Below are 21,009 nucleotides of genomic sequence, written 5' to 3'. Positions count from 1 at the left end.
TATAATGAAAATATTGGAAGGAGATTTTCGACATGACATCGGAACAGTTACGCTACGCCATTGAACTGGCCAACTACCACACCATGCAAAGGGCAGCCGACGTGCTCCACATCACCAAGTCGGGGCTCAGTCGGGCCATCCAGCAGCTGGAAGAGGAGCTCGGCGTGCAGCTCTTTTCGCGCACAACTGCGGGGACTCAGCTGACCGAACAGGGGAAACAACTACTGCCCTTGATGCAACAGGAACTGCGGGTCAACTTCCGCCTTCACCAGAGTGCCACGAACCTGCGGCACTCAGCGACCGGCCGGATTGTCCACTTCGGTTATGCCAACACGCTGCTGCGCCCGCTGGTCCGGGAATATCTGGCGACCAGAAAACGGGACCCGCACTTCTCCTATCTGGACCTCAGCCAGCACCCGACGGCTGAGATTGTCCGCCTGGTGGAAAGTGGCGAGCTGGATGCTGGCTTCATCGACGCGGACCGGGCACTCCAGCAGCGCCTGAACCACTTGGATTTTCACCCGATTCATACGGGTGGATTGAGCCTCTTCACTGGTGCCCAAAATGCGCTGGTGGGGCAGCCTTTGACGATTGAAAACCTGCGGACCCAGCAGTACGTGATGCTCAAGGATCCGATCAACCAGACAGTCTTTGACCACCTTCAAAGTCTCTGTGGGCCGTTGGAGGTCGTCTTGCAGACTCAGGACTACGCAATTGCCTGTGACGCGGTCTGCCAATTGAATGCGGTCCTGCCCGCCTGTGGGCTCCTGCTGTACGGGGCGGTTGAAAACTACCGTGACTATCAGCTGGTGGAGCATCCGCTGACGGGTCTGGTCGACGATCGCTTTACTTACGGCTGGATCGGCAATCCTCAGCATCCCCTAGACAAGCCGACCGCGGACTTCATTGCCCGGGTCTGCCGGCGGATTGAAGACGGAGCAAAACAAGATTAAGGTGGTGGATTTCTTGATAAAACCAACGCTAATCATTCAAGATCTCTCGGCGGTCGGCCAAATCTCGCTGGCGGTGGCGACTGCCATTTTTCAGGCGCTCGACCTGCCAATCGCGACGGCCCCCAGCACCCTCCTGTCGACCCAGACGGAGGGCTTCGGGACACCGGTGGAACTAGACACAACTGCCTGGCTGGACCGTTCGTTTCACCACTGGCAAGTAAGCCAGCTTGCCTTCAACGGGGTGCTGGTCGGCTACCTCGGCACGGCAGAACGGGTCGAACAACTTACCAAATGGGTGCGAAAAGAGCAACGCGGTCCGGTTGTCATTGATCCGGTAATGGGCGATTCTGGAGCGCTTTATCCCGGAATCAAATCGGCCGTCATTCCGGCAATGCGGGACCTGTGTCGGCAGGCCGACATTATCACTCCTAATCTGACCGAGCTGCGCCTGTTAACCGGCGAAAATGAGTTGAATGTCTACGACTTGCTGGCAGCGGCCAGGGAAATGTTTGACGCGGAGATTGTTCTGACCGGGGTCAAGGAAGGGCAGCACGTTAACACCTATTTGCTGGCGGCGGGGAAAGAGGAGCTGACGGTTGCCAGCAGCCCTTGCTATCCTGGCCACTTCTTCGGAACGGGGGATGCCTTCAGCGCTCTGCTGACTGGTTGGTACTTAAAAGGCCTACCGCTTACCAGTGCCGTGCAAAGAGCGACGGCAGATCTTCAGGTTGCGGTCGAACAAACCGCTGCCCTACCGCAGTCGGAGCGCAAGTTTGGCCTCAAAACGGCGGCGATGCTGCAGCACATTTTGACCGAGTGCTAGGAAGCGGGGACAATTATGGAAATCAACAAGAAGCAAGCAACGCTGCTGCTCTTTTTCTCAACGATTCTCTGGGGCAGCAGCTACATTTTCTTGAAACTCGCGACGAACGCCGGCATGCATTCTGGCCTCATCAATGCCTGCCGGGGAACCATCTGCGCGCTGGTCGGCTACCTGCTATTCTTCAAGCAGATCAACCGCCTTACCCGTAAAGACCTCAAGCTAGGCCTGGAGATCGGCGCCATTAATTATCTCGGCTATTACCTGCAAACAGCAGGGCTCCGCTACACCACGCCCGCGAAGAGTTCCTTTATCACCGCCCTGTACGTTGCAATTGCACCACTAATCCTGTGGCTCTTTTGGCACGAACGACCACGGCGCAAGACCTACTTTGCGATCGCCCTGGCCGTGATTGGGATGGCCGTCCTGACCAACGTTGGTCAGAATGGATTGCACCTGCAGTACGGCGATTTTCTAACCCTGCTGTCGACGGTTTTCTGGGCGTTGCAGATTATCTTCTTTAATAAGGTTGCGCCCCAGTCCTCCAGCTCCTGGATCGTCCTCTTTATGGTCGGCTTCTGGCAAGGGATCTTTGGCTGGCTGACCTTCTTCGGAACGGAACGTGCCACCTTTGGTCAAATTCATTGGATGCAGGCTTTGGCGCCGATCGTGATTTTGGCCGTCGGTATCACCTTTCTCGGGCAGGGGATGCAGATTATCGGCCAGGCCCACACCGATGCGACCTCGGCCGGATTAATCTTAATCCTCGAATCGTTTTTCGCCAGCGTCTTTTCGGTCGTGCTCGGCTACGACAGGTTAACCCCGCAGTTAGTCGTTGGCGGGGCCATTTTGCTCTTGGCCAGTGCGATGATGCAGGTTGACCTGCAGAGCCTGCCGTTTTTCCGCAAAAAATAGTAAAAGAAGGGAGTGGGAAAGAACTCGCTTGCGAGTTCGTCTTCCCACCCCCGTCGACGCGGAGCAAGCCTATTGGGAGGCTGGCTAGGCGTTCCGACGCGAAGCTAGCCTATCTGGTGGGCGTTGATTTATCAACGTTCGGACTAGCTTCGCGTCGCAGCCAGCTACCGCGCTGTAGCATTTATAGCTATATAACAGCAAAGAGGCTGGGTTAATTCCCAGCCTCTTCTTTGCTGTTAAATAATTTACTTCACTTCGGAATTCTTGGGGTACTTCATCTCGGCCCAGCCACCAAAGCCCTGGTGAAGCGACTTGATGTTTTCGGCGCCGGGCAGCGGAATGGCGGCCTTGGGACCGGAGTAAACATCAATCAAACCCTGGGTCATGTGATTGACCTTGACCTGTTCCGGGGTAACCTCACTGACGATTTGATCATCTTTACTGTTCAGGATCTTCTCAGCGAAGAGTGGATCAACAATTGTTGCCCGGCCGACAGCAACCAGGTCGGCTAATTCACTGGCGGCTTCGGCCTGGGCCCGGTTGCGGATACCACCGACGATGATTTCCTTGGCCCCGTTCAGGGATGGCTGGAAGAGGGTGGCCAGTGGCTTGGCCGAATCTTTGAACTCCTGGTCGGCCTTGCTGGTGTCGAGCAGCATTGCATCACCCGGCTTGGCATCGAATTGCGGCATTGACAGGTGAATGTAGTCAAGGTCGAATTCCGTGGTGAGCCGGTCGACGAGCTGGGTGGCCTCATGCCAGGTGTAGCCGATGTTCTTGCCGTGGATTTCCTCAGGAGAGATCCGGTAGCCAACGATGAAGTCCTTTGGGGCGTACTTCTTGACTGTGTCCATGACGGACTTAACGACGGCCAGTGGAAAGTTCATCCGCTTCTCAAGGGAGCCGCCCCACTGATCGGTCCGCCGGTTGGAGTAGGCGGAGAAGAACTGCTGGATCAGGTAGTGGTTGGCCCCGTGGATCTCGACCCCGTCAAAACCGGCGTCGATGGCCCGCTTGGCTGCTGCCCCGAAGTCAGCAACGACCTGCTGAACCTGTTCATCGGTGAACTCATGAACCTTGTACGGCAGGAATGGGAAGTCCAGTGCAGTTGGGGCGTAGACCGGCTTGCCCTCCATGGCGCGGAAGTTGGCTTCCCGACCAGTGTGGGCAATCTGCATGATGGCCTTGTTACCGGCGCTCTTCATCGTCGTTGCCACCTTGGTCAGCTGGGTGATGAACTTGTCATCGTAGGCAGCCAGCTGTTCGCGGCCGCGCTTCCAGGTCAGGGCGGGACCACCGTTTTCGCTGACGTACATGTACTCGGTGATGATCATGCCACCGGACTTGGCGTGGGCCTGGTAGTAGTTGATGGTGTCTTGGGTGGCAAAACCGTCCTCGGCGCTGTTGGTCAGCATTGGTGGCTGCACGAAGCGGTTCGTAACGGTAGCGCCGTGGCGGAAGGTCAGAGGTTGGTTGAGTTTTGACATAATTTTGTCCTCCTTGATTACTTTTGTCTTGATCTTAGCATGGAAAGGGTGAATTAAAAATCGGCGAAAAGTTGACGAGTCGTTGTGAAATTGTCAACATGATTGTTATTGGATTGGAAAGGACTTAATGGATTAATTAAGGAAAACGCACCTTGATGTCTTCCTTGACGGCGGGCTCGTAACCGCCATTGGCCGCCATAACGTCTGGGCGCGGGCGATCGGCCTCGGTACCGGGCTTGTCGACACCGATCGAATCCCGAACGTCCTTGGTTGGCTCCTTGATCACGCTGACCACGTAGGCAGCGACGCTTTTGCGTGAAACCTCGGTCCCCTTGAACGGATCATCGCGGTGAGTCGTCTCGTAATCGACCTCATCCAGGTTGGTCAGCCAGGCTGGTCGGATGATCGTGTAGTCCAGGTCACTGGCCTCAATGACGTCGGCGGCAAGGCGATAATGGTGGTAGTAGCTGCCCAAAACTTGCTGATTCCAGCGGCCAAACTCACCGGGGATTTCGTTGTAAATTCCCAGTGACGAGGTCCAGATCAGGCGCTTGACTCCGGCGGTATCCATTGCCTGGACGATGGTTTCGGCAGCCGCCTTGACCTCACCGGCGAGACTGGCGTAGACGATGTCCTGGCCCTTGACCGCCTCCTGGACGTCGGCCAACTTGGTGGCGTCACCGGTGATGATTCGCTGATCCTTCAGATTGTCAGCGAGCCGAGCGGGATGGCGAAGAAAGAGGGTTAGCTTAATCTCTGGATCCCCAACCAGCATCTGTTCGGCGTGGCTAGCAATTTGACTGCTAGCACCAATGATAAGAACGTTTTTCATGATAAAAGGCTCCCTTCTGTTTTGCTTACAAAATAATAGTAAATCCTGAAGGAGCATCTGCCTAGCGCGAAAAAGTTGACGCGGGGTTGCAAAATTAGCAACGAAGACAAAAAAGATGCCGCCAAGCAGAGCAATGTGCTTAGCGGCATCTTTTTTAACGGTCGTCACGATCAAGTTTTTGTTGCAGTTTGGCAACGGTCGAGTAGGCAGGGGTCAGCAGGGTCTCCAGTTGGCGAAAGAGCGGCATCATTTCTCGGTAGATATCGGCATCGTGGGGATCCGGCTGGTAGGTCACGACCTTGCCCACCATTTTTTTAACGGCACCGAGATCATCAATCATCCCCAGACTGAGCGCCGCCATGGTGGCTGCACCCAGGCAGCCAGATTCGTAAGCCGCGGGGATGTTGACCGGGCAGTTCAGAACGTCGGCCAGCATTTGCCGCCAGACAAGCGAACGCGTGAAGCCACCGGTAGCCGTGACCTGGGCCGGCGTGCCGACCAGGTCGCAAACCGCACTGTAGACGGTGGCCACGTTCATGCAGATGCCTTCCATGACTGCCCGGAGCATGTCGGACCGGGTGTGCAGTTCAGAGAGGCCGAAGTAGCTTCCGCGGGCGTTGGAATTCCACAGTGGGGCTCGGCCGCCACCGAGGAAGGGCAGAAAGAGCAGGCCGTGGGCGCCGGCCGGGACGCTGGCGATAACGCGGTTCGCCAGCTCATAGGGGTTGGTTTTGCCGTTCTTAACGGCGGGGGTGTTGACCAAGTTCTCCACCGCCCATTGGTAGACGGCACCGCCATTGTTGAGTGGGCCGCCGATCACCCAGCGTCCCCGATCGACCGCGTAGCAAAACAGTCGCTGGTGGGGATCAACGACAGGGTGGTCGGTGATGGCCCGGACGCCCGCGGAGGTGCCAATGGTGATCGCAACCGTATCCTTGCGGGTGGCGCCGACGCCGAGGTTGGAAAGGGCCCCGTCAAAGGCGCCGTAGACGAAGGGAGTGTTGACGGGAAGCCCCATCTTGGCCTGGGCGGCAGGATTGAGGCCGATCGCCTGGCTGGTACCGTTGACAATTGTCGGCAGCTGGTCGCGGTCGATCTCAGCCAATTTCAGAGCTGTTTCATCCCAATCACCGGTGGCGATATTCATCATCCCCGTGCAGGAGGCAATTGAAATATCGACCTGGAAGGTACCGAAGAAGCGGTAAAAGAGGTAGGACTTGATGTCACCGAAGTAACGGGTGCGGCGAATCAGCTCGGGGTGTTCGCGATTGAGCCACATGATTTTGGTGAGCGGTGACATCGGGTGGATCGGGGTTCCCGTTCGCCCGTAAATCTGCGGACCCAGCGGCGAATGCTTCAGGCGAAAAGCAATCGGGCGCGCGCGGGTGTCGGCCCAGGTGATGATCCGAGAGAGGGGATGAAAATCCTCATCGAGGAGGAGCAGGCTTTGATTGGCGCTGGAAAAAGCGACGGCCGCCACCTGGCCTTTTCGCGGATCGGCCTGGGCGGCAGTATCGTGAATGACCTTTTCGACCGCGGCCACAATCTGTTCGGGATCCTGTTCCGCCATCCCGCTGACGTCACGGTGAAGCGGGTAGCTGACGCTGACTTTGGCAAGTATCTGCCCGCCCTGGCCGTAGAGAATTGCTTTGGTGGCAGTGGTGCCGACGTCGACACCGATTAAGTAATTCATTTTTTTTGCTCCTTTATAGTATGGAAATTTGCTTTCAGTGTAGGAGAGATTGCAGGAGCTTGCAAGTGAAATGATCAATGCTTCACTTGAATTTAATATTTTGAAAACCGGCTGATAAAAGCAAAGAGACCGCTCCACATTAAGTGAAGTGATCTCTTCATTTTTCTCCTTAACCCCACACCTCTTCGGCAATCTCCTTGATGAAGCGAACCTTATTCCACTGCTGTTCCTCAGTTAGGATGTTGCCCTCTTCGGTGGAAGAGAAGCCACACTGGGGACTGAGGCAGAGCTTGTCGAGCGGGTGGAATTTCGCTGCCTCTTCCAGCCGGCGGATGATTGCTGCCTTATCCTCCAGCTGGCCGGACTTCGAGGTGACCAGACCGACGACCACGTACTTGTCATCCGGAACCTGGGCCAGCGGTTCAAAGCCCCCGGCGCGCTCGCTGTCGTATTCGAGGTAGAAGGCGTTGACCCGTTCGCGAGTGAAGAGGGGATCGGCGACGTAATCGTGGCCCCCGGCGTTGGACCAGGTGGAGTGGTAGTTACCACGGCAGACATGGGTGTTGACGGTCAGATCCGCTGGCAGACCCTTGAGTACGGCATTGTTGATCTCGACGAAGGCTTCCTTGTTGCGGTCAAGGGCCGTGGCATCGATTCCGTAGGCCGGAATGTGTTCCGGGTGCTCGTGCCAATCGGCGAGGGCACCCCAGGTACAGTCATCGAGCTGCAGGGTCCGACAACCGGCCCGGTAGAGATCACCGATCACCTGGTTGTAGGCCTTGACCAGGTCAGCGCAAAATTCGTCCAGCGAAGCATAGAATTGCTTGATCCCGGCCAGGTTTTCGGGACGTTCAAACTCCGCTAGGGCCTGTGCCGGTGACGGGATTGTTTGCTTGACCTGGGTGCCAGCAGAGACGTGGGCCTGGGTGAACTTAAAGTGCTGGACGAAGGGATGATTTTCCCCGCTAACCTTGCCCACTACTTTGGCGGTCTCGGCCCGGGAAATTTCGTCATGGAAAACGTAGCCCTCTTCTGCCTGAGCCTTTTCAACGCCCTGCAGGCCCCAGAGGAAGTCGAGGTGCCACCAGCTGCGGCGGAATTCACCGTCCGTGACGGCGTGCAGGCCGACCGCTTCTTCCTTTTTGATCAGGTCAATGATGCATTGGTTTTCGACTTGTGTCAGTTCGGCCCGACTGATTTGCCCCTGGGCAAATTGGGCGCGAGCGTCCTTTAATTGCTGCGGGCGGAGGAAACTGCCGACAACATCGTAGCGGAATGGGGAAGTGGTTCGTTTAGTAAATTCAGTCATAATATGCAGATCCTTTCTTTGCTTGAGCGCTGAGCAGTGGGCCTGGAAAACAAAAAATCCCGCGGAAAAACAAAATTGTTCTTCCACGGGACGCTAGCAGCGTGTTACCACCCGGATTCGACCGAACCTCACAGCCCAGCCCTTACTAGGTACACCCGAAAAGGGTAAACCCGGGCACGGTAACGGGTGCCGGTCGGGAACCGTTCGCCAAAGTGACTCGCGATTCGGAAATGCTCCAAGACCATCTTCGTAAGCGTTCGTCATACCGGTTCTCATCATCCCGGCTTTCTGGAATGCTTTGCGCCTACTACTCATCTTTTCTCAGCGTTCTCTAATTAAATTGTCATTATCATACAAAGCTTGCTCATCAATGTCAAGCCCCAAATAAAAAATAGCCGTCAGTCAGACTGACAGCTATTCAACTTAGAGTACTTCACTTTCGAATTCCGCTAACAGCTCCTCTTGAAGTGTCGGCGTCAGATTCATGTCCGCTAGGGCCTCCTGGAACATCTCCAGGTTCAAGCCCTCCGCCAGTGCCCCTTGGCGATCACCGGATAACCAGAGATCGACGAGCCAACTGTTTTCAGCCATAATAATCACGACCTCCTTTTCAGTGTAAAGCGTTTACATCCTTACCATTAGTTTAACAGATATTCATTTCACGTCAATTAAATTGGGACATAAACAAAAAAATGGTGCATAAACGCACCATTTTAGGGTCATGATTAATGCAAAATATTCAGGCTTCGGTTGGAACAGTCACGTCCAGCTCTTCGCCGATCGTTTTCATCTCATCGTAGGTCTTGTCATCGACGCTGACACCGCGCTGCTTGTTTTCATCCAGGAGGCGGTATTCACGGTCACCAGGGATCCAAATCTTTTTGCCGGGGATGTGGTCGAGCTGACGAATGCGGTCGAGCATGCTGGTGGCGTCTTTTTCCAGCACCTTTGGGTCACCGAAGAAAGACGGGTCAAGGACGAAGAGAAACTGGCTGAAGTCGTGCTTGCCGCTGACGGTATTGGCGGAAATGGAACCCTGGGCGAGGATCCCGGTCAAAAGTTCGATCACGATCGAATTGCCCATCCCCTTGTAGTTGCCGTTGACCTCATCCTTGCCACCAAGGGTCAGGACCCCGCCACCCTTTTGCTCGCCCTCGGTGAAGGCGGCGGTGGCGAGGATGTCTTCAGCCTCATCGGAATCGGTGACTAGCTCGCGCTTGCCGTCGACGACCCATTCGCCGGGCAGGGCGTCACCCTTCTTGGAGTGAACCTGGATCTTTCCGCCGGAGACGACGCAGGTGGCACCGTCGAACATGAACGGGTGCGGTTGTGCCGGGAAGCCAAAGGCAAAGGCGTTAGAGCCGAGGAAAGCCTGGGTGGCGTTGGTCGGAACTACCAGCGGCCGGGTGTTAGTTAAAGCGATCCCGACCAAGCCGGCATCCAGGGCCATCCGGCTGTAGTAACCAGCAATTCCGAAGTGGTTGGAATTGCGGACCACAGCTACGGCGACCCCGGTCTTTTTGGCCTTTTCAATGATCTTCTTCATTCCCAAAACGGCTGCCAGCTGGCCCATGTTCTGGTTGGCATCGATCAGAACGCTGCCGGGCAGCTCACGAACGACCCTAGCGTGCTTGATCGGGTCGATCGTGCCGTCCTTAATCATCCGGCGGTACCAGGCCAGTCGCTGGATCCCGTGGGAAGAGATTCCCCGCAGGTCGGCGTCGACCAGGGTATCGGCTAGCAATGCCCCGTCCGCGGACGAAAAATGCAGCTTTTCAAAAACATTTTGTAAAAATTGACGCTCATCTTCGACTTGAATTCGCATAATATACCGTCTCCTCAATCTCATTTTATTTTAATTTAATTATCATTATTTTAGGAGATCTGTTTGAAATGTCAACCGAATTTTGTGTTGCAGGATTTTCAAATTGGGTGGGTAAAATTGCGGTTAGCGTGCTATGATTAGAACGGATTTAGATTGGAAAGGATCTGGATGAAATGACAAAGATTACGGTAGACATTGTCCGTCACGGAGAGACCTTTTTGAACACCTTGAACCGGGCCCAGGGCTGGATTGACTTTGAACTGGACGATCACGGCAAGCAACAGGCCCTGACGACCGGACGGGAGTTGAAGGACCGGGTTTATAGTGCAGTCGTGTCCTCCGATTTGAAACGGGCCGTTGAAACGCGGGATCTGATCATTAGCCAGCTTCAGCACAAGCCAACTGACATTTATACTGATCGGACCTTCCGCGAGGTCTTCTTCGGCTACTTTGAGGGGCTGGACTCCGAGGCCAACTGGCGGGCGATTGCCATGCAGCACGGCTACCAGGACCACGACGACATCATCCGCCACGAGAGCCTGGAGGCGGGCCGGAATATGATGCACGACATGGACCCGACCGGTCAAGCTGAGAGTTATGAAGAGGTTGTCAGCCGGTGGCGGCGGGGAATTCGTCGGATGATTAAGAAATCAAATGACGGCGACCGAATCCTACTGGTGACCCACGGGACCTTCATTCGGACGATCGCCGACGCGCTGGGCGTGGATACGGTCGGCAACTTCCCGGTTAACGCCGGCGTAACGACGATTGAGGCGTCTGATCGGCACATTAAGCTACTGGAGTACAACCACAAATTCGACATTTAAAAACAAATGGATCAGCACGCGATTTGACGGGTGCTGATCCATTGTTGGTTTTAAAACAGGCCGGTGAGGTCCTTGATGATGAAGAAAATCACCGGGACGAGCAGGGACGGCAAGATGTTGAGCGTCTTGATCTCCTTGATCTTCAGCAGGGAAAGCCCGGTGGTGGCGATCAAAAAGCCACCGACGATTGCGATCTCGGTGACCAGCGGGCCGGTGAAAAAATCGGCCGAGAGGTACTTGGCGACCAGGTAGATTCCACCCTGCCAGCAGAAGAGGACCGGGGCGACCAGGAGCATTCCCCAGCCGAAACTGGCCCCGAAAACCATGGTGGTGACGAAGTCGAGGGTCGCGTTGGTGAAGAGCATTGTTGAATCGTGACGGACCGCCGCCATGACGGGGCCGACGATCGAGAGGGCGCCGATGCAGCAGAGTAAGATCCCGGTGGCCAATCCCTTAACCAGCTGGGACTTGCCACCGAAGTGCTTGATTAGGCGGGCAAAACGCTCGTCAAGGTTCCACCAGGTGCCGATCAGGGCCCCGATGGCGAGGCTGACGATGAAGAGGACCGGGTAGTGACTCTTGGGCATATTGTTGATGACGTTTTCCAGCCCGATTCCCAGGGCGGCCAGACCCATCACGGTGAAGAGGGCCTCTTCGTATTTCTTGCTGATGCCGCGCTTGAGCAGGCAGCCGATACTGGTGCCGAGCAGGATCGCGCAGGTGTTGGCGTAGGTTCCGATCATGAATATTTTCCTCCCAAATTTAATGCTCCTTTAATCTTAGCAGATTTTAGCGGGCTAGGGAGCCTTGGCCAGCATTTTAGGAGAGTAATTCCTGACGTTGCAGGATGATCATGTACTTGCTTTCCCCTTGATCGTCGCAATAAACCCCGGCCGCGTCGAAGTCATCGAGGGCTGTTTCGTCGGCTTCGGGGAACTGCTTTTGGAGTGCGGTGATCCGGGAGTCGAAGTAATCACTGGCGTCATTTTGGTACTCGAAGGTCTTGACGCTCGGCAATTGCTCAAAGGTCAGGTCGACCTCCTGGACGGTGTAAATGTAACGGGTAAGAGCCATCTTGGTGCTTCTTTCTTTTAAGAATCACTTGTCATTATAACAGGAATCACGCAAACAATGGTAAGATCAGAGCAAAGGAGGAAAAGCGGATGGGGACATCGCTAACAACTAAGAAGAGAATTGTTGCCTGTACAGAAGAGCTGCTGAAGGCCTGTCCCCTGTCGCGAATTTCCGTGACGGAAGTCTGCCGCCGGGCCGGGGTTTCGCGGACGACTTTTTATACTTATTTCACGGATGTTTACGCAATCTATGAGTGGATCTGGCGCTACTATATTGCCCGATTTTTAAGCGGCTCAAAACTAGTACGGACTATCTGGCGGTCTATACCGAATTTCTGACCTGCGTCTACGACCACCACGCCTTCTTTGAAAACACTACTGATGACCGTGACCGAATGATCGTCGTCGAGATTTTCTACCAGGCAATGAAAAATTTGGTGGGGGTCTCCCGTCAAGGCACTTACCATGCCATGGCTCAGGATTATACGATCTACCTTTCGGCGATGGCGGTTTCCCGCTGGATCAAGGACGACATGCAGGTGGCAATTCCGGATTTTGCCCGTTACTTGGCGGACTTAATCCAGGTGGGCAAATGAATTATAGGCGACCTGAACAAAAAGACCAAAGTGTAAATTCAAATTTGCTTCCAAATACGGTATTGTGAAGACAAATACAAAAAGGAAGTGCTGAAGATGGAGCAAAAACAGTATGACTTGGTAATTGTCGGTGCCGGCTTGTCCGGGCTGAGTGCCGCGGTGGAAGCTGGCAGCCACCATTTAAAGACCTTGGTGCTGGAAAAAGGCCGGACGATTGGTGGTAACGGAAACTATGTTGAAGGAGCCCTCGGTATTGATTCGTACCTGCAAAAGCAGCACGGGATCAAGATTGATAAGCTGGCGGTGCTCAAGAGCGAACTGGATTATTCCCATTATGAGGCCAATGCCGCTCACCTGAAGCACTATTTTGACCACAGCGGCGAGACGATCGACTGGCTGCACCGGCTGGGCGTTGAATTTGCTGGTGTTGGAGCCCAGGGTGACAGCTGGCCGACCATCCACGCCTTTACCGGTGGTGGTCACGCGGCCGTTCAGGTGCTGGAACAAAAGGCCCGGGACCTGGGCGTTGAATTTCTGACCAGCATTGCGGCTCAGCGGATTCTCAGTACGGATAGTCAGGTGCAGGGTTTGGTGGCGAAGAATGAAACAACGGGGCTTGAGCAGACCTTCCTGACCAAGCACGTTCTATTGGCAACCGGTGGCTACGCGGATAATCCGCAACTGATGAAGCAGCTAGTCAACAGTTCGCGGTTGATGACGGTCAGTGACGGAAAATCAACCGGGGATGGCCTGAAGCTGGCCTGGCAGGCTGGCGGCCAGCACGCCTCCCTTGGTGCCCCACAGTTCGGCGGTGGCTTTATCTATGACCCAATGAAACCGGCCTTTATGTACATGGGTTCAGAGCTGGGCGCGGCTGCCACCCAGGAGGCAATCCTGTGGGTCAACGAGCAGGGGGAACGGTTTATTAACGAAGACGTCAATGACAACATGTGCAATGCGGGAAACGCGATCTTGACCCAGTCCAAGGTCTACTCGATCTTTGACCAGGCGGCGGTTGACCACCTGGAGAAGGTCGGCCTATACAAGAAGGTTGGCAACTCACCGGTTTCACCGGACAAGCTTGCTAAACTGCCGGAGGAAATTAAAGCCGACCTGGCCAGCCACCAGCGCTTCTTAACGAGTGCGGCGACGATTGACGAATTGGCAGCAAAACTGCACCTGGCTAAGTTGCCACAGACGATTCAGAATTACAATCAGCTGGTAGCGGCGGGGATCGATACCGACTACGGCAAGGATGCCAAGTATCTGACGTCGGTCACGGACGGCCCGTTCTATGCAGTTGAACTGGGGGTCGGCATTGCGGCGGCAATTGGCGGCATCCGGGTTGACAATTGCAACCGGGTCTTGAACGATTACGGCTACCCGATCGGTGGTTTGTACGTGATCGGTAACGATGCTGCGGGGATGATGGTTGGCGATACCTATGCCGTGACCCTGCCGGGATCGACGGCCGGTTACGCCAGCTTCTCCGGGCGAAACGCGGTTCAACACATCGTCGAGGAATAATTTGAAAAGGGCGGCCTGACCTGCTGGTGGGGCCGCTTTTTTGGAATGAATATTACAAGGGTAGAAAAGAGATATTTGATCAGCAAATGCTAATTAGTTGAGAAAAAAGGAACAAACTAGCATAATGAAATTAGTGACACCGCAACTTGAAAGCTCAGAACAGTGGTTACCAACCGTTGCTCTGAGCTTTTACTTTTTGACATGGCGAGCAGAGGCAGGAATATGGATTTGTTATTTTTCCCGAAAGACAAGAAAGCGGGTAATTTCAATGAATGCTCAAACTTCACTCCTTGGTGAACCCGATGATCTTAATTCGCTGCATGTTCTGATTAATGGAGAGGATGTTTCCCAGATTACTGTTCCAGATATTTTTGACAGTCGGCGCTTTGACACATTTACCGGTGTGACCTATTCTGCATCGGGAAGGTTTATTAGTAAGTATTTTTCTGATTTCAAAAAGTTTGAACTGGTGCTTGGAATTCAAGAGAATATCCAGCAGGTCAAGGCGCAGGAAGCGATTTCGAAGATGGCGATCTTTTCTTCTGTAAAGAACGCTTTAGAAGGCGAACCACTTGACCATTACAATGAGCTTTCGAACAATCTTAAAAAGCGCTTGCGGACGGCCTACTCATTCTTGGTACCGACTGGTTACATCATTCATTCCAAGTTTTACTTGCTTAGCAATTCAGCAACCACTGAGAAGCGACTGATTATTGGCTCGGCCAACCTCTCAGACCAGGCTTTTAACAGTCAAACCCACCAATTGGAAGATATTATGATCTGGGACAATTCGAAATTGTTTCAGAAATATCAGGATTATTATGAAAGCCACATTAAGAAAATTTGTCATAGCTACTTTCCCGATGAATTGTTGAAGATTAATGATGCGAAAATCGGGGATGCAGTAAAGAAAAAAGCTCCCGTTGTTTTGGATGTTGAGCAGACCGAACTGGTCAAAGCCGAGGGGATTGCGGAAAACTTAGCAGATATTGGCGCCAAAGTAGATTCAAAGGTCCTTTCCCCGAAGATTATTGATGACCTTAAGGACTCCGGGGCTAGTAATCTCAAGGTCTTAGATTTAGCAAAAGAGAGCCTTCAGGATGCGACAACGGTTTATAAAATCACGCATGAGGCGGTTACGACCCGCAACAAGCAACCGGTCATTAAAAAGCCCCGTCAGATTAACAAGGTGATCACTAAGTATCTGAAAGTGCGCCGGGTTACGGACCAGGAGGAGGCTGAGAGCGATCTTAAGCGCCACCGCACCTTGTATAAGTCGTGTCCGGTCGAACGGAATCTGGCTAAAAACATCAGCGGGCTTTTCATTTATAATCCGGCAAATAAATCACTAGAACCGATTGGTCGGGAAGCTTCAAGCGACGATATTGCTACGGCGCTAGAGGTGATTGATGATCTCATTGCTTCATACCGCGATTGGATCGTTGATGCTCGCTTTACGAATAACTATGGCATGCGGGTTTATGAAGCAATTCTCTATACTTTTACGGCGCCCTTTCTGTACGAGATCGGGGCGCTGTACCCCGAAAGCGATCGGAATAATTTGCCGCTATTTTTGTTTCTCAACGGGATTGGGGGTTCAGGCAAGTCGGAACTGCAGCAGATCTTGATTGAGATGGTGAGCCTATTTTCGGTGCATGAAACGGCATTGGCATACGACACGGATATTGCCAGCAGTGCGAAGAAAACGGTCAAAGCCGATCGAATTAGAAAGCTGAGTAAGTGGATGGCCGATGAAGATAATGTTTGGCCAATCTTTATCGATGAAGTCCAGTCTGACTTTTATGAGCAGGATAAGTATGGGTCAACCCTAATTAAACGGGTGTCGAATGCCTACAAGGGGAACCCCAAAGCGACCCCAGCGCTGATTGCGACGACCAACTTTGATGTGTATGGCCTCGACTCCGCAGCCCAGCGACGGGTCTATTCCTTAACCTTTAATCAGGCTTTTCCAAATATCAAAGAGGATCCGCGAAGGGCACGGCAGGCTTCTGATAACATTAACGCCATCAAAAAACGGCTTGACACTAAACTATTTAGTGATTTCATTATTCAAATCAGTAAAAAATTAGATGAACTTGGTAATAGTGAGGACGAAAACAGCGCGATGATTAATCAGTTGCGTGAAGACCCCTTGTCCATTACGCGGTCGATTTTTAAGGCCTACTATCGGCGAGTCGGTCGGCAGGTGCCAGCCTATTTTCCCACCGAAAAGCTGAATGATGCTGATTTTCAAAATAAGAGTGTTTGGCGAAAACTTTATCACGAAGATGCGCACAAGAGGCAGCCACTCTTTAATTATGAGACCAGAAATAATCGCTTTTATGTTGATCTGAATCGAATCGCTAGTAATGATCGCAGAAGCAATCCAATTAAGCAGTATTCGGACGCTATTCCGCCAAGACTGTTAATTGGCTCGGCCAAGGACGGGATTGCGGAAATCAAGGCCAGGGAGTTTTGCAAGTGGATTGGGGCACCGCTGCCGCCAAGCTCATTTTGGCGCTGGCTAAAGAAGAGAAAATGATTGGAAGTGTTGGTAGATGGAAAATCGACGAAGCAAAATGACATGGCAGCTGCTTAGTGCGGCCTTAGAAGATGAATTGCGTGCCTACCCAAAAGGAAAGGTATCGGTTCGCTCTCTTTGCCAACGGCGTGGACGCTCGACGGTGCTGAAGGGGCAAAAAAGTCACACCAGAGTTGAAGCAACAGGTCCAAAAACAAATGGGACAGGCTTTTCCGTTAGGATATCTGGGCGATCCGCTGAAGAATATCGCGCCGGCGTTAGTATTTCTGGCTTCCGACGCTGCCCACTATATTACCGGGCAGCAGATTGCCATTAATGGTGGCTCCGCCATGGTGCGGTAGAAAAATTAAAAATCTCCTAGCAGAATTTTGCTGGGAGATTTTTGAGTTGTAGGGTTAAAATTTGCGCTACTGGTTGGCAGCGATTATGATTGTGGTATTAAACGAAGGGCGGTGAGGACTTGAACCTAACATCAGATCTAAAGACTACGGCTGGTTACTTGCTAATGCTCGTGCTGGTCCCGCTAGTGATAGTTCTCGGTCTAACCTTCATCAACCGTAATTCCAAGGAGCGCCTGGCAAGCCGGTATGGTGCGCGGGCCGTGGTTTGGTTGGGCGGGCTCGGCGTGATTTTCCACGAGCTCAGTCACCTGATCATGGCCCTGCTCTTTGGTCACCGGATCAATGACTTCCGTTTACTGATCACAAACGTTCCGGATGACGGCGGGACGCTGGGCTACGTGAATCATTCCTGGAATAAGGGAAGTTACTACCAGTTTCTCGGCAACGCGCTGATCGGGACGGCGCCAGTCTATGGATGTGCCGCGGTACTAATTTTGCTGACCAGGTGGCTGGTGCCGGCGATTTACTGGTGGGGCCTGCAGACAATTGGGAGTGCGCTCAATTATCCCTTAACTGCGACCGTTCCCGCGAGCGCACCGCTGCACTGGGGCGCTGTGATCATCTGGGTCCTGCTGTCGGTCAATATCACGATCTGCGGCTTTGACCTTAGTAATGCCGACCTCAAAAACGCACTCCCGGCCGCGGTCACCCTGTATATTCTGGTGGGAGTGATCCTCTTCGTCCTGATCCTGCTGGGCAAGGCGGCGTTGATTCAACACGCTTTGATTGCCTTGCTGGCGGCCTTTGGGATGGTGATGGCGGTCGCAATCTGTTGGTCGCTGCTGGTTAATTTGGTTGTGCGGCTTTGAAATTAATATAGGAAATAAGTACCCCACCTTCGTTTGGCTGTCGTCGAACGAGGGTGGGGCATGTTTAATGTTGAAAAATTCTTTTTTAATAAGGCAACGGATGGTGTACCCGCTTTCTTTTTGATATGATAAAAGTAATAAGAATATTTTTATAAAATATAAGGAGGAGTTTCGCATGTATAAGGGTGATTATTCTATTGGCCTCGATATCGGGGCAACCTCGGTCGGCTTTTCAGCAATTGATGAAAAATATCGACCAATCCGTTTAAAGGGAAAGACAGTGATCGGGGCACGCTTATTTAAGAAAGGAACAACGGCTGCAGAGCGGCGTGGCTTCAGAACCACCCGGCGGCGGCTCAAGCGGCGGAAGTGGCGGCTTTCTTTGCTCGAGGAAATCTTTGATCCGTATATGGCAAAGGTTGACCCAACCTTCTTTGCACGCTTGAAAGAATCTAATTTGTCACCTCAGGATAGCAAAAAGTGGTTTTCAAGTTCTCTATTGTTCCCCGATGAAACCGACAGTGCATTTTATGATAAATACCCAACCATTTATCACTTGCGGTATCATCTGATGAATGACGATCGGCAGTTTGACCTTCGAGAGATTTTCTTAGCGATTCACCACATTGTGAAATACCGGGGTAATTTCTTGAATAATTTGCCAGTTTCAAAATTCAGCACTGACAAAATCAATTTTGAGGAAGACTTTAAGTCAATCAACGATGCTTTTGACGAGATTGATCCAGTAGCGCCGTTTCAAATTAATCTTGAGAAGACGGATGCAATTGCTCAGAAACTGCTAGATAGTAGCACGGCCACTTTAGATAAGCAAAAAGAGATTGCCAAAATTCTCTATGTCGTTTTGGGCGATAAATCACTGGATAAGTTAAATTTAAGCATTGCTAAGCAAATAAGTAAGGCCATTCTAGGGTACAAATTTGACTTAGCTGAAGTCTTAAAAATAACTACTGAAGATAAAAATAAGTGGAAAATTCAGCTCAGCGATGAGAATATCGACGACACTTTAGCAGAATTGACTGGCGAATTAAATGAACCACAACTGACGATATTAGATCTTTTATCTAAATTATATTCTCAAATCACTCTAAATGATATTGTGCCAAGCGGACAAACTCTCAGCGAGTCAATGATTGAAAAATATGATGCTCACAAGAATCACCTGGAGATGCTCAAAAAGTATGCCAAGTCCTTAGATAGAAAGACGTATTCTGAAGTGATGGAAGCATATGCAGAGTACGTTGGCAATTCAACAAAGAAGTCAGGGACGGCCAGTCAAGATGACTTCTATAAAGTTGTAAAGCGCTCCTTAAATAATACTCAACTGGCAGAGGAGATTAAGGCATTGATTGATCAAAATCAGTTTATGCCCAAGCAGCGGACCAATCAGAATGGTGTCATTCCTTACCAGCTGCATTTACATTTAAAAGAACTAGAAAAAATTATTGAAAACCAAAGCAAATACTACTCTTGGCTTGCCGAGCCAAATCCAAATGAGCAGCGTCAAAGCAGGGCTAAGTACAAGTTAAGTGAACTGGTTGCTTTCCGCATTCCTTACTATGTTGGCCCGTTAATCACCAAAGAAGATCAGGAGAAGTCTTCGGGCAAGAGCTTTGCGTGGATGATTAGAAAAGCGCCAGGTAAGATTACGCCATGGAATTTTGACGAAAAAGTTGATCGCACTGAATCGGCTAACCAGTTCATAAAGCGGATGACGACCAAGGATACGTATTTAATTGGGGAAGATGTTTTACCTGACCACAGTCTTCTATACGAACGTTTTAAAGTGCTAAACGAACTAAACATGGTGCGTGTAAATGGCAGTAAATTAGAAGTAGGCGAAAAACAGGAGGCATTTGAAAAGCTCTTTAAGGCTAAAAAGACCGTGAAGGCTTCGCAATTGGCTAACCTGCTTTCAAAGGGGATGGCCAATCGACCAATAATAACGGGGTTGTCTGACCCGGTGAAGTTCAATAATTCCTTTGGTACCTATATTGATTTTAAGAAGATTTTTGGTGCAAAGATCGATGATCCAAATTTGCAGAATGATTTCGAACAAATTATTGAATGGATTACCGTTTTTGAAGATAAGAACATCTTAAAAACCAAACTCCGGGAAATAAACTGGCTGACTAAAGAACAGATTACTGATTTAATCGCAAAAAGATATCAGGGATGGGGACGACTTTCCAAGAAGCTTCTTTGTGGGCTGAAAAATGAGAAGGGTGAGTCCATTCTGGGCCTGATGTGGAATACGCAGTGCACTTTTATGGAGATTGTTAACGAGCCCGTCTTTGCTGAACAAATTAAGAATGCCAACCAGGACCAGATCAATGATGAAGACTACGAGTCGATTTTGGCTGATGCATATACTTCGCCGCAGAACAAAAAAGCAATTCGACAAGTGGTTAAGGTTGTCGATGATATTGTCAGGGCCGCGGGCAGAGCGCCAAAGTTCATCTCGTTGGAGTTTGCCCGGGAGGATCAGCGCTCTCACCGGACCCAATCGCGGTTAGCAAAGTTAAAAGACATTTACGAAACAACCGCTAAAGAGTTAGTTGCTAATGAAAGGGTTCACCAAGAATTGGGGGATGTTAAGGACCTGAATGATCGTCTCTTCCTGTACTTTACGCAGTTGGGTCGTGATATGTACACCGGCGAGCCAATCAACATTGATGAAATTTCAACTAAATACGATATTGATCATATTCTTCCGCAGGCGTTCCTCAAAGACGACTCCTTAGATAACAAAGTCTTGGTTAGCCGGCCAGTTAATAATGGTAAATCGAATAATGTTCCATTGAGGATGTTCGGCTCAAAAATGAAGCCTCTTTGGAAGAAACTTGCCGACCATCGGCTGATTAGTAAGAAAAAGTGTAATAATCTGATGACTGATCCTGATTCAATTGATAAGTATAAAGCTAATGGATTTATTAATCGGCAGTTGGTTGAGACACGTCAGGTAATTAAATTAGCGGCCAATATTCTCACGAGTCGCTATGAGAAGGACGACACGCAGATTATTGAAGTTAAGGCAGAGCTTAATCACCAGTTGCGTGAAGCGCTTAACCTCTATAAGAACCGTGATGTGAACGATTATCACCATGCGGTAGATGGGTACCTGAGCGCATTTGTCGGTCAATATCTGTACCACCGTTACTCAGGCTTGCAGTCTTACTTTATTTATGGGAAATATCAACGGTTCTTTGAAAAAGACACTAAACAGCGATTTAAGTTCAACCAATTTAATTTTTTATATGACCCGAAATGTCAAATTAAGTTAGAAAAAAGCTAGTTGCTCATCGGTGACGTGCTTCATGAATACTTCAAGTGGTGTGCGGTAGTTCAATGACTTGCGAGGAATGTTATTCCGACGATGCAT

19 protein-coding genes and 1 pseudogene are annotated in these 21,009 nt (G+C 51.4%); 11 read left to right on the top strand and 9 right to left on the bottom strand.

The window, feature by feature from the left end; genetic code table 11:
• The first annotated feature begins 32 nt into the window (after window positions 1-32).
• From OCT58_RS04835 to OCT58_RS04825, 3 genes are read left to right on the top strand one after another with little or no spacing between them, the layout of a single operon-like run.
• Window positions 33-953: a LysR family transcriptional regulator gene (locus OCT58_RS04835; RefSeq protein ID WP_267201755.1), complete on the top strand. Its 921-nt coding sequence runs from the start codon at window positions 33-35 to the stop codon at window positions 951-953.
• A gap of 13 nt (window positions 954-966) precedes the next feature.
• Window positions 967-1,776, top strand: a complete 810-nt coding sequence (locus OCT58_RS04830) for a PfkB family carbohydrate kinase (protein WP_267201754.1) — start codon at window positions 967-969, stop codon at window positions 1,774-1,776.
• A gap of 15 nt (window positions 1,777-1,791) precedes the next feature.
• The gene (locus OCT58_RS04825; protein WP_267201753.1) at window positions 1,792-2,688 is read left to right on the top strand and encodes a DMT family transporter; all 897 of its coding nucleotides are present in this window, start codon (window positions 1,792-1,794) and stop codon (window positions 2,686-2,688) included.
• 245 nt (window positions 2,689-2,933) lie between these two features.
• Here OCT58_RS04825 and OCT58_RS04820 read toward each other — a convergent pair whose 3' ends face one another.
• The 6 genes from OCT58_RS04820 to OCT58_RS04795 all read right to left on the bottom strand — a co-directional run bounded on the left by OCT58_RS04820 (window position 2,934) and on the right by OCT58_RS04795 (window position 9,834).
• Entirely contained in the window at window positions 2,934-4,175 is a 1,242-nt protein-coding gene (locus tag OCT58_RS04820) for an oxidoreductase (protein ID WP_267201752.1), read from the bottom strand.
• Window positions 4,176-4,311: 136 nt separating this feature from the next.
• On the bottom strand, window positions 4,312-5,007 hold the full coding sequence (locus OCT58_RS04815) for an SDR family oxidoreductase (protein ID WP_267201751.1): 696 nt from the start codon (window positions 5,005-5,007) through the stop codon (window positions 4,312-4,314).
• Between the two features lie 154 nt (window positions 5,008-5,161).
• The gene (locus tag OCT58_RS04810; protein WP_267201750.1) at window positions 5,162-6,700 is read right to left on the bottom strand and encodes a gluconokinase; all 1,539 of its coding nucleotides are present in this window, start codon (window positions 6,698-6,700) and stop codon (window positions 5,162-5,164) included.
• Window positions 6,701-6,869: 169 nt separating this feature from the next.
• Window positions 6,870-8,009, bottom strand: a complete 1,140-nt coding sequence (locus OCT58_RS04805; protein WP_267201749.1) for a 5-methyltetrahydropteroyltriglutamate--homocysteine S-methyltransferase — start codon at window positions 8,007-8,009, stop codon at window positions 6,870-6,872.
• Between the two features lie 423 nt (window positions 8,010-8,432).
• Window positions 8,433-8,600, bottom strand: a complete 168-nt coding sequence (locus tag OCT58_RS04800; protein ID WP_267201748.1) for a hypothetical protein — start codon at window positions 8,598-8,600, stop codon at window positions 8,433-8,435.
• 148 nt (window positions 8,601-8,748) lie between these two features.
• Entirely contained in the window at window positions 8,749-9,834 is a 1,086-nt protein-coding gene (locus OCT58_RS04795; RefSeq protein WP_267201747.1) for an Ldh family oxidoreductase, read from the bottom strand.
• 173 nt (window positions 9,835-10,007) lie between these two features.
• Here OCT58_RS04795 and OCT58_RS04790 point away from each other — a divergent pair, with 173 nt between their 5' ends.
• Entirely contained in the window at window positions 10,008-10,661 is a 654-nt protein-coding gene (locus OCT58_RS04790; protein ID WP_267201746.1) for a histidine phosphatase family protein, read from the top strand.
• 50 nt (window positions 10,662-10,711) lie between these two features.
• On the opposite strand, the gene OCT58_RS04785 is transcribed toward OCT58_RS04790, so the two are convergent.
• Together OCT58_RS04785 and OCT58_RS04780 are read right to left on the bottom strand one after the other, a co-directional pair.
• Window positions 10,712-11,404: a DUF554 domain-containing protein gene (locus OCT58_RS04785; RefSeq protein WP_267201745.1), complete on the bottom strand. Its 693-nt coding sequence runs from the start codon at window positions 11,402-11,404 to the stop codon at window positions 10,712-10,714.
• Between the two features lie 76 nt (window positions 11,405-11,480).
• Window positions 11,481-11,735 carry a hypothetical protein gene (locus OCT58_RS04780; protein WP_267201744.1) on the bottom strand — a complete coding sequence of 85 codons (255 nt, stop codon included), beginning with the start codon at window positions 11,733-11,735 and terminating at the stop codon, window positions 11,481-11,483.
• An 89-nt stretch (window positions 11,736-11,824) separates the two neighbouring features.
• On the opposite strand from OCT58_RS04780, the gene OCT58_RS10460 reads away from it, so the two are divergent.
• The 7 genes from OCT58_RS10460 to cas9 all read left to right on the top strand — a co-directional run bounded on the left by OCT58_RS10460 (window position 11,825) and on the right by cas9 (window position 20,922).
• Entirely contained in the window at window positions 11,825-12,073 is a 249-nt protein-coding gene (locus OCT58_RS10460) for a TetR/AcrR family transcriptional regulator (protein WP_368669252.1), read from the top strand.
• The gene (locus OCT58_RS04775; protein ID WP_267201743.1) at window positions 11,989-12,330 is read left to right on the top strand and encodes a hypothetical protein; all 342 of its coding nucleotides are present in this window, start codon (window positions 11,989-11,991) and stop codon (window positions 12,328-12,330) included. The genes OCT58_RS10460 and OCT58_RS04775 overlap by 85 nt, the downstream gene beginning before the upstream one ends.
• Before the next feature lie 96 nt (window positions 12,331-12,426).
• Window positions 12,427-13,857, top strand: a complete 1,431-nt coding sequence (gene vprA, locus OCT58_RS04770) for a vinyl phenol reductase (RefSeq protein WP_267201742.1) — start codon at window positions 12,427-12,429, stop codon at window positions 13,855-13,857.
• Window positions 13,858-13,981: 124 nt separating this feature from the next.
• A complete protein-coding gene (locus OCT58_RS04765; protein ID WP_267201741.1) occupies window positions 13,982-16,399 on the top strand; it encodes an Aq_aa27 family P-loop NTPase in 2,418 nt (805 codons plus the stop codon).
• A gap of 173 nt (window positions 16,400-16,572) precedes the next feature.
• Complete coding sequence (locus tag OCT58_RS04760; RefSeq protein ID WP_267201740.1) at window positions 16,573-16,740, top strand: SDR family oxidoreductase; 168 nt, start codon at window positions 16,573-16,575, stop codon at window positions 16,738-16,740.
• 119 nt (window positions 16,741-16,859) lie between these two features.
• Entirely contained in the window at window positions 16,860-17,609 is a 750-nt protein-coding gene (locus tag OCT58_RS04755; protein ID WP_267201739.1) for a hypothetical protein, read from the top strand.
• Window positions 17,610-17,784: 175 nt separating this feature from the next.
• Window positions 17,785-20,922: a type II CRISPR RNA-guided endonuclease Cas9 gene (cas9, locus tag OCT58_RS04750; RefSeq protein ID WP_267201738.1), complete on the top strand. Its 3,138-nt coding sequence runs from the start codon at window positions 17,785-17,787 to the stop codon at window positions 20,920-20,922.
• Here cas9 and OCT58_RS04745 read toward each other — a convergent pair.
• A pseudogene (locus OCT58_RS04745) lies at window positions 20,908-21,009 on the bottom strand (IS30 family transposase); the annotation flags it as partial. The gene cas9 and the pseudogene OCT58_RS04745 overlap by 15 nt on opposite strands.

This window comes from Limosilactobacillus kribbianus (assembly GCF_026413145.1).
GTDB classification, from domain to species: domain Bacteria; phylum Bacillota; class Bacilli; order Lactobacillales; family Lactobacillaceae; genus Limosilactobacillus; species Limosilactobacillus kribbianus.
This window is presented reverse-complemented; position numbering and strand designations above follow the sequence as displayed.

Bases quoted from the DNA above. Each gene is read 5' to 3' on its own strand.
- OCT58_RS04835 (WP_267201755.1), top strand. From the start codon at position 33: ATGACATCGGAACAGTTACGCTACGCCATTGAACTGGCCAACTACCAC.
- OCT58_RS04825 (WP_267201753.1), top strand. From the start codon at position 1,792: ATGGAAATCAACAAGAAGCAAGCAACGCTGCTGCTCTTTTTCTCAACG.
- OCT58_RS04820 (WP_267201752.1), bottom strand. From the start codon at position 4,175: ATGTCAAAACTCAACCAACCTCTGACCTTCCGCCACGGCGCTACCGTT.
- OCT58_RS04815 (WP_267201751.1), bottom strand. From the start codon at position 5,007: ATGAAAAACGTTCTTATCATTGGTGCTAGCAGTCAAATTGCTAGCCAC.
- OCT58_RS04810 (WP_267201750.1), bottom strand. From the start codon at position 6,700: ATGAATTACTTAATCGGTGTCGACGTCGGCACCACTGCCACCAAAGCA.
- OCT58_RS04805 (WP_267201749.1), bottom strand. From the start codon at position 8,009: ATGACTGAATTTACTAAACGAACCACTTCCCCATTCCGCTACGATGTT.
- OCT58_RS04800 (WP_267201748.1), bottom strand. From the start codon at position 8,600: ATGGCTGAAAACAGTTGGCTCGTCGATCTCTGGTTATCCGGTGATCGC.
- OCT58_RS04795 (WP_267201747.1), bottom strand. From the start codon at position 9,834: ATGCGAATTCAAGTCGAAGATGAGCGTCAATTTTTACAAAATGTTTTT.
- OCT58_RS04790 (WP_267201746.1), top strand. From the start codon at position 10,008: ATGACAAAGATTACGGTAGACATTGTCCGTCACGGAGAGACCTTTTTG.
- OCT58_RS04785 (WP_267201745.1), bottom strand. From the start codon at position 11,404: ATGATCGGAACCTACGCCAACACCTGCGCGATCCTGCTCGGCACCAGT.
- OCT58_RS04780 (WP_267201744.1), bottom strand. From the start codon at position 11,735: ATGGCTCTTACCCGTTACATTTACACCGTCCAGGAGGTCGACCTGACC.
- OCT58_RS10460 (WP_368669252.1), top strand. From the start codon at position 11,825: ATGGGGACATCGCTAACAACTAAGAAGAGAATTGTTGCCTGTACAGAA.
- vprA (WP_267201742.1), top strand. From the start codon at position 12,427: ATGGAGCAAAAACAGTATGACTTGGTAATTGTCGGTGCCGGCTTGTCC.
- OCT58_RS04765 (WP_267201741.1), top strand. From the start codon at position 13,982: ATGAAATTAGTGACACCGCAACTTGAAAGCTCAGAACAGTGGTTACCA.
- cas9 (WP_267201738.1), top strand. From the start codon at position 17,785: ATGTATAAGGGTGATTATTCTATTGGCCTCGATATCGGGGCAACCTCG.